A 12,627-nucleotide genomic window follows, 5' to 3' on the forward strand; every position below is an offset into this window, starting at 1 on the left:
GGCACCTTTAGCAGACACAACCGAAGAAGGTGTACCGCCGAGATGTTGAATACGCTGATTGTTGGTGCCAGCGGTTATGCAGGCGCAGAGCTTGTGAACTATTTGTATCGCCATCCTCATATGAACATAACCGCATTGACGGTTTCAGCGCAAAGTAATGACGCAGGAAAATTGATATCCGATTTGCATCCGCAGCTAAAAGGTCTCGTCGACATGCCGTTACAGGCGATGTCGGATATCCGCGAATTTACTGCTGGCGTGGATGTGGTCTTTCTCGCAACGGCTCATGAAGTGAGTCATGAGCTGGCCCCGCAGTTTCTGGCGGCAGGCTGCGTGGTTATCGATCTCTCCGGCGCATTCCGGGTTAACGATGCCGGGTTTTATCCGCGTTATTACGGCTTTACGCATCAACATCCCGAGCTGCTGGAACAGGCGGTTTATGGCCTGGCAGAGTGGCAGAGCGAGAAACTGAAAGAAACCCGTTTAATTTCGGTGCCTGGCTGCTACCCCACGGCCTCACAGCTGGCGCTAAAACCGCTGATTGATGCCGGACTGCTGGATTTGAACCAGTGGCCGGTGATTAACGCGACCAGCGGCGTTAGCGGTGCCGGGCGTAAGGCTGCGATTTCCAACAGCTTCTGCGAGGTGAGCCTGCAACCGTACGGCATTTTTAATCATCGCCATCAGCCAGAAATAGCGGTTCACCTCGGGACTTCCGTCATTTTCACGCCTCACCTGGGCAATTTCCCGCGTGGCATTCTGGCGACCATTACCTGCCGTCTGAATAAAGGTGTTACGCAGCAGCAGGTTGCCGATGCTTTTAATGCAGCATACCAGCACAAACCTCTGGTGCGTCTGTATGACAAAGGCGTGCCGGCACTGAAAAACGTGGTTGGCCTGCCCTTCTGCGATATCGGTTTTGCGGTGCAGGACGAGCACCTGATTGTCGTTGCAACCGAAGATAATTTGCTTAAAGGCGCCGCGGCTCAGGCCGTACAGTGCCTGAATATTCGTTTTGGCTTTGCCGAAACACAGTCTCTTATTTAACCGGCCGGGTGACATGATGAATCCATTAATTATCAAATTAGGCGGCGTACTGCTGGATAGCGAAGAGGCGCTGGAGCGTCTGTTTACCGCGCTGGTGAACTATCGCCAGTCCCATCAGCGTCCGCTGGTGATTGTTCACGGTGGTGGCTGCCTGGTCGATGAGCTCATGAAAAAGCTCTCTCTACCCGTGACGAAGAAAGATGGCCTGCGCGTAACGCCTGCCGATCAGATTGACATTATTACCGGCGCGCTGGCGGGTACGGCGAACAAAACGTTATTGGCATGGGCGAAAAAGCATGACATCAATGGTGTCGGTCTTTGCCTCGGCGATGGCGACAGCGTCACCGTGACGAAACTGGACGAAGCGCTGGGCCATGTGGGCCTGGCGAAACCGGGCTCTGCTAAGCTGATTACCACGCTGTTAGATTCTGGTTTCCTGCCCATTGTCAGCTCTATTGGCGTGACCGCTGAAGGCGAGTTGATGAACGTGAATGCTGACCAGGCGGCTACGGCGCTGGCGGCAACGCTTGGCGCAGATCTGATTCTGCTGTCAGACGTGAGCGGCATTCTGGATGGCAAGGGTCAACGTATTGCAGAAATGACGGCGGCGAAAGCGGAGCAGTTAATCGCTCAGGGCATTATTACCGATGGCATGATAGTGAAAGTTAACGCGGCGCTGGATGCAGCACGCACGCTGGGTCGCCCGGTGGATATCGCATCCTGGCGTCATGCGGAACAGCTCCCATCTTTATTTAACGGCGTCGCCATCGGCACCCGTATTCTGGCCTAGTTTAAAATTAAGTTTTTGAAGGATAAGACAATGCAAAATCACGGCATCAAAAAAATCGTTCTCGCATACTCTGGCGGCCTGGATACTTCTGCCATCATTCCATGGCTGAAAGAAAACTACGGTGGCTGTGAAGTGGTCGCGTGTGTGGTGGATATCGGCCAGGACCGCGAAGATCTGAAAGGCGTGGAACAAAAAGCCCTGCGCTCTGGCGCAACTGAATGCTACGTCGTGGATGCGCGTGAAGAGTTCATCAGCGATTACGTTTACCCGGTATTGCAGACTGGCGCACTGTACGAAGGCACCTACTTGCTGGGGACTTCTATGGCGCGTCCGCTTATTGCTAAAGCGCTGGTCGATGTGGCGAATAAAGTGGGCGCAGATGCACTGTGCCACGGCGCGACCGGTAAAGGCAACGACCAGGTGCGTTTCGAATCCGCATGGGCCGCTTTGGCTCCGCATTTGAAAGTGGTTGCGCCATGGCGTGAGTGGAACTTGCGTTCCCGTGAAGCGCTGCTTGATTACCTGAAAGAGCGTGACATCCCGACGACCGCTTCCCTTGAGAAAATCTACAGCCGCGACGAAAACGCATGGCACATCTCTACCGAAGGCGGCGTGCTGGAAAGCCCGTGGAATGCCCCGAATAAAGATTGCTGGGTCTGGACTGTCGATCCTAAAGAAGCGCCAGATCGGGCTGAAGAAGTTACCGTGACCGTTAAAAAAGGCAAAGTCGTTGCCGTAAACGGCGAAACCATGAGCCCGTTCCAGTGCCTGGAAACGCTGAACAAAATCGGTTCTAAGCATGGTATCGGCCGTATCGATATCGTCGAAAACCGTCTGGTAGGGATTAAATCCCGCGGCTGCTACGAAACCCCAGGGGGCACCATCATGATGGCTGCACTGCGTGGTGTTGAGCAGTTGGTTCTGGACCGCGATAGCTTCAAATGGCGTGAGCAACTGGGCCTGGAAATGTCTTACGTGGTTTACGATGGCCGTTGGTTCGCACCGCTGCGTAAATCTTTGCAGGCGTCTGCGGAATCACTGGCAGAAGAAGTGAACGGCGAAGTCGTGCTGGAGCTGTACAAAGGCCACGTTACTGCGAAGCAGAAAAAATCTCCGAACAGCCTGTATAGCGAAGAGTTTGCAACGTTTGGCGAAGATGAAGTGTATGACCACAGCCATGCGGGCGGCTTTATCCGTCTGTTCTCACTGTCATCACGTATTCGCGCACTGAATGAATTGAAGAAGTAATTTTTTAAATAATGACCCTCACCTTAACCCTCTCCCAGGAGAGGGCTGGAATGAGGGGAACAAGTTGATAATTCAATGGAGCATCAGTATGGCACTTTGGGGTGGACGTTTTACTCAGGCAGCAGACCAACGTTTCAAATCGTTCAATGATTCATTGCGTTTTGATTACCGCCTGGCTGAACAAGACATTGTGGGTTCTGTCGCCTGGTCCAAAGCGCTGGTTACCGTTGGTGTTCTGAGCGTGGCTGAACAGCAGGAGCTTGAGCAGGCGCTGAACTTCCTGCTGGAAGAAGTGCAGGCAAACCCGCAGGCGATTCTAGAGAGCGATGCGGAAGATATTCACAGCTGGGTGGAAGGCAAGCTTATTGATAAAGTCGGTGCGCTGGGTAAAAAACTCCACACTGGCCGTAGCCGTAATGACCAGGTTGCCACCGACCTTAAACTGTGGTGCAAAATGCAAATCAGCGAGCTGCTGGAGGCGACGCGCCAGCTGCAACAGGCGCTGGTTGCCACCGCAGAAAACAATCAAGACGCCGTTATGCCTGGCTACACGCACTTACAACGCGCGCAGCCGGTGACTTTTGCCCACTGGTGTCTGGCTTATGTTGAAATGCTGGCGCGTGATGAAAGCCGTTTGCAAAGCACGCTTGAGCGTCTCGACGTTAGCCCGTTGGGCAGCGGCGCACTGGCCGGTACTGCCTATGAAATTGACCGTGAGCAACTTGCGGGCTGGTTAGGTTTTGCATCTGCGACACGCAACAGCCTGGATAGCGTCTCTGACCGCGACCACGTGCTGGAGCTGCTTTCCGACGCGTCGATCGGCATGGTTCACCTCTCACGTTTTGCCGAAGACCTGATTTTCTTCAATACCGGCGAAGCGGGCTTTGTGGAGCTTTCTGACCGCGTGACTTCCGGATCTTCCCTGATGCCGCAGAAGAAAAATCCGGATGCGCTGGAGCTTATCCGCGGCAAGTGTGGCCGTGTGCAGGGCGCGTTGACCGGCATGATGATGACCCTGAAAGGGTTGCCGCTGGCGTACAACAAAGATATGCAGGAAGACAAAGAAGGGCTGTTCGATGCGCTCGATACCTGGCTGGATTGCCTGCATATGTCGGTGCTGGTGCTCGATGGCATTCAGGTAAAGCGCCCGCGCTGTAAAGAAGCGGCCGAGCAGGGCTATGCCAATGCGACCGAGCTGGCTGATTACCTGGTCGCGAAAGGCGTACCGTTCCGTGAAGCGCATCATATTGTCGGCGAGGCGGTGGTAGAGGCTATTCGGCAGGGCAAAGCGCTGGAAGCCTTGTCACTGGCCGAACTGCAAAAATTCAGCGTGACTATTGGTGATGATGTTTACGCTATTCTTTCTCTGCAATCTTGTCTGGATAAGCGTGCGGCTAAAGGCGGCGTCTCGCCACAACAGGTAGCTCAGGCGATTGCCGACGCGAAACAACGCCTGGTTTAGATACTTTAAAAACTCAGGCAAAGCCTGGCGCCATGCCGGGCTTTTGTATTTTTAACGGAAAAAAAAGCGGACATAATGTCCGCTAAATGGTTCACGTTGGCTTCAGTACTTCGTTCGGAGATCAGGCTCCTCCCAGCAAAACCATACTTAATGAATGGTTTGTGCTGTTGAGCACTATTATTGGATATCAATGGTTGATAGGGATAATCGTTGGTTGCTATGATTTCTATCGCCATGGGCTATCGTGGCGACGGAGGATAGAGAATGAATATTCGCGATCTGGAATACCTGGTGGCGCTGGCTGAGCATCGTCACTTTCGCCGGGCAGCGGATGCCTGCCATGTCAGTCAGCCAACGTTAAGCGGCCAAATCCGTAAGCTTGAAGATGAGCTTGGCGTGATGCTGCTTGAGCGCACCAGCCGTAAGGTCTTGTTCACGCAGGCGGGCTTGCTGCTGGTGGATCAGGCTCGCACGGTGCTGCGAGAAGTTAAGGTTCTGAAAGAAATGGCCAGTCAGCAGGGCGAAGCGATGTCCGGGCCGCTGCATATTGGCTTGATCCCAACCGTTGGGCCTTATCTGCTACCGCAGATTATCCCGATGCTGCATAAAGCTTTCCCCAAACTAGAAATGTACCTGCACGAGGCACAAACCCATCAGCTGTTAGCGCAGCTGGATAGCGGAAAACTCGACTGTGCGATTCTGGCTTTGGTGAAAGAGAGCGAAGCGTTTATTGAAGTGCCATTGTTCGATGAGCCAATGATGCTGGCAATTTACCAGGACCACCCGTGGGCGGAGCGCGATCGGGTGCCGTTGTCGGATCTGGCGGGTGAAAAACTGCTGATGCTGGAAGACGGACACTGTCTGCGCGATCAGGCGCTGGGTTTCTGTTTTGAAGCGGGCGCGGAAGAGGATACCCATTTCCGTGCAACCAGCCTTGAAACGCTGCGTAACATGGTTGCCGCCGGCAGCGGTATCACATTGTTACCTGCCCTGGCTGTGCCGAACGAGCGTTGTCGCGACGGTGTGGTGTATCTGCCGTGTTATAAACCAGAGCCGCGGCGTACTATCGGCCTGGTTTATCGCCCGGGTTCACCGCTGCGTGGTCGCTATGAGCAGCTAGCAGAGGCCATCCGCACCCATATGGATGGCCACTTTAAGCCAGCGTTAAAACAGGCGGTTTAGGCCGTTTAGCGCCGCTACCCGATAGGCTTCTGCCATCGTCGGGTAGTTAAAGGTGGTATTAACAAAGTACTCAATCGTGTTACCGCCACCTTTCTGCTCCATAATCGCCTGGCCGATGTGAATAATCTCCGCCGCGCGCTCACCAAAGCAGTGAATACCTAAAATCTCTTTCGTCTCGCGATGGAAGAGAATTTTTAGCGTCCCCACGTTCATTCCAACAATTTGCGCGCGGGCGAGATGCTTAAACTGCGCCCGGCCCACTTCGTATGGGACTTTCATTGAGGTTAACTGCTGTTCTGTTTTCCCGACCGAGCTGATTTCCGGAATGGTATAGATACCGGTTGGGATATCTTCGATCAGATGCGCTGTCGCCTCTCCTTTGACCATCGCTTGCGCCGCGATTCGACCCTGATCGTAGGCCGCTGAAGCCAGACTTGGATACCCAATTACATCGCCAACGGCATAGATATGCGGTTGCGCGGTCTGGTACATGCTGTTGACCTTCAACAGACCACGGCCATCCGCCTCCAGTCCAACATTTTCCAGCGATAAGGAATCGGTGTTCCCGGTGCGCCCGTTGGCATAAAGCAGGCAGTCAGCTTTTACTTTCTTGCCCGATTTAAGCGAGACGATCACACCGTCCTCAACGCCTTCTATTTTCTCGAACTCCTCGTTATGGCGAATCACCACGCCGCTGTTCCAGAAGTGGTAAGAGAGCGAATCAGACATCTCCTGATCGAGAAAGGCCAGCAGGCGGTCACGGGTGTTAATCAAATCAACCTTGACGTTCATGCCCCGGAAAATCGACGCATACTCGCAGCCAATCACCCCTGCGCCATAAATAATAACGTGGCGCGGTTCGTGGTGCAGGTTGAGAATGGAATCGCTGTCGTACACGCGTGGATGCGAGAAATCCACTTCCGGTGGGCGATAAGGGCGCGAGCCGCAGGCTATCAGGAACTTCTCGGCGGTAATCATCTCCACCGAACCATCGTGACATTCCAGCGAAATAGTATGCGCATCGACAAAACGTGCATCGCCCTGCAGCATCTCGCAGCGGTTGCGCTCATAGAAGCTCTGGCGCATACGAGTTTGTTGGTTAATGACGCTATCGGCATGATTGAGAATGTCGGCGAAGGAAGAACGGAGTAGATGAGTGTGGTCGCTGTATAAAGGATTTTGGTTAAATTCGATAATGCGGCTGACCGCGTGGCGCAGCGCCTTTGAGGGGATGGTTCCCCAGTGAGTGCAACCGCCACCCACGTTATGGTAGCGCTCGACAACGGCTACCCGTGCTCCAAGTTTTACCAGCCCCATTGCAGCGCCTTCGCCGCCAGGACCGGAACCAATTACTACTGCGTCATAATCGTAGGTGTGTGGCATGGTAAGGCTTACCTGTTCTTATACATAAAAGCAACACAATGGTAACATCAACGGCGGGATAACCCAATTATCCTTGTGCTTTTTGCCGGGTAACGCAAAGCAGCTCGCGTAAACAATCATTCACAAGCCTGTATAAAACCGGTTAAGTTATTCTCTGGTATAGTGCGATGTCGATTTAAGAGATTCAGCAATATGATGGGTGTAAGAGCGCAACAAAAAGAGAGGACCAGGCGTTCTCTGGTAGAAGCCGCGTTTAGTCAGTTAAGTGCTGAACGGAGTTTTGCCAGCCTGAGTTTGCGTGAGGTTGCCCGTGAGGCCGGTATTGCGCCAACATCGTTTTATCGCCATTTTCGTGATGTTGATGAACTCGGTCTGACGATGGTTGATGAAAGCGGCCTGATGTTACGCCAGCTAATGCGCCAGGCCCGCCAACGCATTGCCAAAGGCGGGAGTGTCATCCGCACTTCTGTCGCAACGTTTATGGAATTTATCGGTAATAATCCCAACGCCTTCCGTCTGCTGCTGCGGGAGCGTTCTGGAACATCAGCCGCATTTCGTGCCGCAGTCGCGCGTGAAATTCAGCATTTTATTGCGGAACTTGCTGACTATCTGGAACTCGAAAATCGTATGCCGCGCAGCTTTACTGAAGCGCAGGCCGAAGCGATGGTCACGATTGTTTTTAGTGCTGGTGCCGAAGCGCTGGACGTTGATGCCGATCAGCGTCGTCAGCTTGAAGAGCGCCTGGTGCTGCAGTTACGCATGATCTCCAAAGGTGCGTACTACTGGTATCGCCGGGAGCAGGAGAAAGTGGCATTAGCTCAAGTTTCTGAAGAGTGAAGGAAGAGCCATGAAACAGTTACAAGACAGAGGTACGCTCGGGTTGGCGTTAATCGCAGGCCTTGCGATTAACGGAACGGTTGCCGCGCTATTTAGCTCGGTCGTGCCGTTTTCCATTTTCCCTATTATTACGCTGGTGCTGGCGGTCTATTGCCTGCATCAACGCTACCAAAATCGCACTATGCCGGTTGGTCTGCCAGGTATTGCTGCGGCCTGTTTTATCCTGGGCGTGTTGTTGTATAGCGCGGTTGTGCGGGCGGAATACCCGGCGATTGGCTCTAACTTCCTGCCAGCGGTACTTTCAGTCGCGCTGTTGTTCTGGATTGGGGCTAAGATCCGCGCTCGCAAAACGCAAGTGACGGAATAATCGCCTGCGCCATAAATAACAACGGACGCCGAGGCGTCCGTTTTGCTATTTGCGTGTCAGCCACACGCCGCATTCCATATGGTGCGTATACGGGAACTGGTCGAAAAGCGCCAGGCGCGACACGTTATGTGTTTCGCTCAGTGTTTCCAGGTTTTCGCACAACGTCTGCGGATTACAGGAAATATAGAGAATGCGCGGGTAAGCCTGCACCATTTTCACGGTGTCGGCATCCAGCCCGCTGCGCGGTGGATCGACAAAAATGGTTTCGCACTGGTAGCTTTTCAGGTCGATACCTTTCAGGCGATTAAACTCACGCACGCCATTCATTGCCTGAGTAAAATCCTCTGCCGCCATACGAATAATCTGCACGTTTTCAATTTCATTCGCCGCAATGTTGTACTGCGCAGCCGCAACAGATGGCTTGGCGATTTCAGTTGCCAGTACGCGATTGAAGTTACGCGCCAGTGCCAGCGAGAAGTTACCGTTGCCGCAGTACAGTTCCAGCAAGTCGCCGGTTGAGTCTTGAGTCGCGTCCAGCGCCCATTCCAGCATATGAACATTCATCGCCGCGTTGGGTTGCGTGAAACTGTTTTCCACCTGGCGATAAATCATCTCTTTGCCCGCTACGGTCAAACGCTCGTCGATGAAATCCTGATCCAGCTCGATTTTGGTTTTGGTGGCGCGGCCAATTAAGTGAACGTTGAAACCCTGAGCGCGCAGCTTATCGCGCAGCGCTTCAGCATGCTGCTGCCACTCTGCGTCCAGTTTGCGATGGTAAAGCAGCGAAACAACCGCCTGGTTGCTGATGGTGGTCAGATAATCCATCTGGAACAACTTATGGCGCAGAGCGGGGATATCACGCACCCCATCGAGCATTGCTGGCATTAACGCGTTGATAAGCTCGCTTGCCGCAGGGAAGCTATTCACCCGAATACGTTGTTTAGTCTGTTGGTCAAACATGATGTGGTACAGGTCGTCTTCATCATGCCAGATGCGGAATTCGGCGCGCATCCGGTAATGGCTGACCGGCGAACGGAACACTTCCGGCGCGGGAGCGGCAAAAGGGGCCATCATGCTTTGCAAGCGGGCGACTTTTTCGGCCAGTTGCGCGTCGTAACGTTCTGTCGGGAGGTGTTCGGGGGTCATCAGCGGATACCTGTTTATAAAGTCAAACTACGCGGCGATTGTAGGGAATAGAGTCGTGATGTCCAGCGCTGTTGCATTTTGATGCTTATAGACAAGCTTATTAACAAAATCGTAGCATAGCGCTTCCGGCCTTTTTATAAGTTAAAAGGGAACCCAGTGTAATTCTGGGGCTGACGCGCAGCGGTAAGGAAGAGTGGGATGAGCGCCATGTGCAGACACTGCTTAGCTAAGTGGGAAGTCATCATCCGTAAAACACCTCCAAGCCCGAAGACCTGCCGGCATACGTCGCAATCTGCATAACTATCGCGTGCTATCGGTTATGTCTGCGGCATCCTTGATTTAAAAGCGGATGCTTATAAATGAAGTTAAAAAAACTTTCGCTGTTTACGGCGTTGTCCGTAACGGCTTTTTCTGGCTGGGCGCAGAACAGCAATACTGAAGAAAACCTGGTGGTGACGGCAAATCGTTTCCAGCAACCGGTAAATACCGTTCTGGCTCCGACATCTGTTGTAACGCGTGAAGATATTGATAAATGGCAGGCCAAATCGATGGCCGATGTTATGCGCCGCTTGCCTGGGGTTGATGTTGCAGTTAGCGGTGGTATTGGACAAAACAGTGATATCTACATTCGTGGTGCGGAATCACGCCATACACTGGTCTTGATCGATGGCATCCCTCTGGCTAAATCTGGAATCGCGGGAACTGCCGATTTCAGCCAGATTCCTGTATCACTCGTACAGCGTATTGAATTGATTCGCGGCCCACGTTCTGCGGTGTATGGTGCGGATGCTATAGGTGGCGTAATTAATGTCATCACTCAAAACAGTAACCCGGGTGGACAAGTCCAGGCTGGTATCGGTTCAAATCATTTCCAGCAGTACGATGGAAGTGTCCGCCAGCAGCTTGGTGATAATACCCTTGTGACGATCGCTGGCGCTTTTGAAGAAACGAACGGGTTTAATATTCGTCCGAACTCGACCTATAACGTTGATAGTGACCGTGATGGTTTCCGTAATAAAACCTTTTGGGCTGGTGTGAACCATACTTTTAACGATCGGTTCAGTGGTTTTGCCCGGGGATATGGCTACAGCAATAGCACTGGCTACGATGCGGGTTACATTAATGGTGGTGATAAGCGTCAGCTTTACAATCATACCTATGAAACGGGTCTGAGCTTCACCAATGGCATCTACTCTTCGGTACTGATGGGTAGTTATCAGCGTTATAAAGATTACAACTATGCCAGCACGTTGGGGTTGTATAACGATGGTACTTCTCTGGACGATATGACCCAGCGTAATCTGCAGTGGGGAAATAGCTTTGTTGTTGGCCAGGGCACCATTAGCGCTGGCATTGATTGGCAGCAGCAGAAGCTTACGTCATCCGATACCGTCATTTCTGACGCCTATAAGCGCGACAATACAGGATATTACCTGACTGCTCAGCAGCAGATTGAAACTCTAACCCTTGAGGCTTCAGTCCGCGGTGACGATAACGACCAGTTTGGTTGGAATGGGACCTGGCAAACAGGTGCAGGATGGGAGTTTGCTCCTGATTATCGGGTGACTATGTCCTATGGCACTGGATTCCAGGCACCAACATTAGGTCAAATGTATGGGCAAAAGCGTTTGCAGATAATATCTAACCCCGATCTTGATCCTGAAACATCACAGCAATGGGAAATTGGGTTGGAGGGGCAAACTGGCCCACTTAACTGGCAGCTGTCAGCTTATCGAAATAAAATTGATAACCTGATTACGTATTTCTACGATTATGCCACCTGGCAAGGGACCTACTACAACATCCAGTCTGCGACAATTAAAGGTATTGAGTGGACTGGTACTTTTGATACGGGGATTTTCAGCCATCAAATAACTATCGGTTATCTTGATCCGCGTCGCGATCAAGATAATGAAGTTTTAGCTCATCGATCTAAACAACAGTACAAATACCAACTCGACTGGAAGATGCTTGGTTTTGATATGGATGTGGCTTATCAATACTTTGGCAAGAGCTATAACAACAATACCAATCAGTTTGCTGCTACTCAGCGCAGAATGCCGGGTTATAGTCTGGTTGATATCGCAGCCTCATATCCAATAACCTCACACCTGACCGTTCGTGGTAGAATCGCCAACCTGTTCGATAAAGATTACGAGACGGTTTATGGCTATCAAACCCCAGGACGGGAATACTACCTCACTGGCAGCTATACCTTCTGATGCACGTCCCACCGTACTGGTTTTTGACTCCGGTGTCGGTGGGCTTTCTGTGTATGATGAAGTCCGGCAACTCCTGCCTGACCTGCACTACATTTATGCTTTCGATAACGTAGCATTCCCCTATGGCGAGAAAAGCGAAGCGTTTATCGTCGAGCGCGTGGTAGAAATTGTGACTGCGGTTCAGGAACGCTACCCGCTCGCGCTCGCCATCATCGCCTGTAATACGGCGAGTACCGTGTCACTTCCTGCACTGCGTGAAAAATTTGCCTTTCCCGTTGTCGGCGTGGTTCCTGCTATCAAACCAGCAGCTCGCCTGACGGCTAATGGAATTGTAGGCCTGTTGGCAACGCGCGGAACGGTACGTCGTCCTTATACTCACGAACTGGTTGCCCGCTTTGCAGCGGAATGCAAAATCGAAATGCTCGGTTCGGCAGAGCTGGTGGAACTGGCGGAAGCCAAATTACACGGGCAACCTGTTGACCTTGAGGAGCTGCGTAAAATTCTTCGCCCGTGGCTGCGGATGAAGGAGCCACCAGATACGGTGGTGCTCGGTTGCACCCATTTCCCTCTATTAGAAGAAGAGTTACTGCAAGTCCTGCCGGAGGGAACCCGGCTGATAGATTCGGGGGCTGCGATTGCCCGGCGTACCGCATGGCTTTTAGAACATGAATCTCCGAAGGCATTTTCTGCTGATGAGAATATCGCGTTCTGTATGGGGCTTACGCCTGAGATTGCACAATTAGCACCCGTTTTGCAGCGTTATGGCTTTCCAACGCTAGAAAAACTGGCTGTTCGCAGCGATTTTGAATAAAAAATCGACGGTTGAAATAAAAATTGCAAATAGGGGTTGTCAGCCCGCCGAAAATCCCTATACTGCGCCTCCACTGACACGGCACAACGGCTTACCAACCGGCCCGTCAGCCAGATGAAAAGCGAAAATAAA

At 52.3% G+C, this 12,627-nt stretch carries 11 protein-coding genes and 1 riboswitch; of the genes, 9 read left to right on the top strand and 2 right to left on the bottom strand.

Features of this window, described 5'->3' with window-relative positions; all coding sequences use genetic code 11:
* The first annotated feature begins 42 nt into the window (after window positions 1-42).
* The 5 genes from argC (at window position 43) to oxyR (ending at window position 5,729) form a co-directional block, all read left to right on the top strand.
* Complete coding sequence (argC, locus tag EHN07_RS00325; RefSeq protein ID WP_124022240.1) at window positions 43-1,047, top strand: N-acetyl-gamma-glutamyl-phosphate reductase; 1,005 nt, start codon at window positions 43-45, stop codon at window positions 1,045-1,047.
* 13 nt (window positions 1,048-1,060) lie between these two features.
* Entirely contained in the window at window positions 1,061-1,837 is a 777-nt protein-coding gene (gene argB, locus EHN07_RS00330; protein WP_124022241.1) for an acetylglutamate kinase, read from the top strand.
* Between the two features lie 30 nt (window positions 1,838-1,867).
* Complete coding sequence (locus EHN07_RS00335; RefSeq protein ID WP_124022242.1) at window positions 1,868-3,085, top strand: argininosuccinate synthase; 1,218 nt, start codon at window positions 1,868-1,870, stop codon at window positions 3,083-3,085.
* 88 nt (window positions 3,086-3,173) lie between these two features.
* The gene (gene argH / locus EHN07_RS00340) at window positions 3,174-4,547 is read left to right on the top strand and encodes an argininosuccinate lyase (protein WP_124022243.1); all 1,374 of its coding nucleotides are present in this window, start codon (window positions 3,174-3,176) and stop codon (window positions 4,545-4,547) included.
* A gap of 264 nt (window positions 4,548-4,811) precedes the next feature.
* A complete protein-coding gene (oxyR, locus tag EHN07_RS00345; protein WP_124022244.1) occupies window positions 4,812-5,729 on the top strand; it encodes a DNA-binding transcriptional regulator OxyR in 918 nt (305 codons plus the stop codon).
* Here oxyR and sthA read toward each other — a convergent pair.
* Window positions 5,712-7,112 carry a Si-specific NAD(P)(+) transhydrogenase gene (gene sthA, locus EHN07_RS00350; protein WP_124022245.1) on the bottom strand — a complete coding sequence of 467 codons (1,401 nt, stop codon included), beginning with the start codon at window positions 7,110-7,112 and terminating at the stop codon, window positions 5,712-5,714. The genes oxyR and sthA overlap by 18 nt on opposite strands.
* A 195-nt stretch (window positions 7,113-7,307) precedes the next feature.
* Here sthA and fabR point away from each other — a divergent pair, with 195 nt between their 5' ends.
* Window positions 7,308-7,949, top strand: coding sequence for an HTH-type transcriptional repressor FabR (gene fabR / locus EHN07_RS00355; protein ID WP_124022255.1), 642 nt, complete (start codon window positions 7,308-7,310; stop codon window positions 7,947-7,949).
* Between the two features lie 10 nt (window positions 7,950-7,959).
* Entirely contained in the window at window positions 7,960-8,316 is a 357-nt protein-coding gene (locus EHN07_RS00360; protein WP_124022246.1) for a YijD family membrane protein, read from the top strand.
* Window positions 8,317-8,361: 45 nt separating this feature from the next.
* On the opposite strand, the gene trmA is transcribed toward EHN07_RS00360, so the two are convergent.
* Entirely contained in the window at window positions 8,362-9,462 is a 1,101-nt protein-coding gene (gene trmA, locus EHN07_RS00365; RefSeq protein WP_124022247.1) for a tRNA (uridine(54)-C5)-methyltransferase TrmA, read from the bottom strand.
* Between the two features lie 109 nt (window positions 9,463-9,571).
* Window positions 9,572-9,756, top strand: a riboswitch (cobalamin riboswitch).
* Between the two features lie 65 nt (window positions 9,757-9,821).
* Between trmA and btuB the strand changes: the two genes are divergently transcribed.
* Both btuB and murI read left to right on the top strand, forming a co-directional pair.
* Entirely contained in the window at window positions 9,822-11,684 is a 1,863-nt protein-coding gene (gene btuB / locus EHN07_RS00370; protein WP_124022248.1) for a TonB-dependent vitamin B12 receptor BtuB, read from the top strand.
* The gene (gene murI, locus EHN07_RS00375; RefSeq protein ID WP_124022249.1) at window positions 11,629-12,495 is read left to right on the top strand and encodes a glutamate racemase; all 867 of its coding nucleotides are present in this window, start codon (window positions 11,629-11,631) and stop codon (window positions 12,493-12,495) included. The genes btuB and murI overlap by 56 nt, the downstream gene beginning before the upstream one ends.
* Window positions 12,496-12,627 lie beyond the last annotated feature (132 nt).

Source organism: Buttiauxella warmboldiae (assembly GCF_003818135.1).
GTDB lineage: Bacteria > Pseudomonadota > Gammaproteobacteria > Enterobacterales > Enterobacteriaceae > Buttiauxella > Buttiauxella warmboldiae.

Coding starts and splice junctions, on each gene's coding strand:
- EHN07_RS00335 (WP_124022242.1), top strand. CDS start 1,868: ATGCAAAATCACGGCATCAAAAAAATCGTTCTCGCATACTCTGGCGGC.
- trmA (WP_124022247.1), bottom strand. CDS start 9,462: ATGACCCCCGAACACCTCCCGACAGAACGTTACGACGCGCAACTGGCC.
- argH (WP_124022243.1), top strand. CDS start 3,174: ATGGCACTTTGGGGTGGACGTTTTACTCAGGCAGCAGACCAACGTTTC.
- oxyR (WP_124022244.1), top strand. CDS start 4,812: ATGAATATTCGCGATCTGGAATACCTGGTGGCGCTGGCTGAGCATCGT.
- fabR (WP_124022255.1), top strand. CDS start 7,308: ATGGGTGTAAGAGCGCAACAAAAAGAGAGGACCAGGCGTTCTCTGGTA.
- murI (WP_124022249.1), top strand. CDS start 11,629: ATGGCTATCAAACCCCAGGACGGGAATACTACCTCACTGGCAGCTATA.
- sthA (WP_124022245.1), bottom strand. CDS start 7,112: ATGCCACACACCTACGATTATGACGCAGTAGTAATTGGTTCCGGTCCT.
- EHN07_RS00360 (WP_124022246.1), top strand. CDS start 7,960: ATGAAACAGTTACAAGACAGAGGTACGCTCGGGTTGGCGTTAATCGCA.
- argC (WP_124022240.1), top strand. CDS start 43: ATGTTGAATACGCTGATTGTTGGTGCCAGCGGTTATGCAGGCGCAGAG.
- argB (WP_124022241.1), top strand. CDS start 1,061: ATGATGAATCCATTAATTATCAAATTAGGCGGCGTACTGCTGGATAGC.
- btuB (WP_124022248.1), top strand. CDS start 9,822: ATGAAGTTAAAAAAACTTTCGCTGTTTACGGCGTTGTCCGTAACGGCT.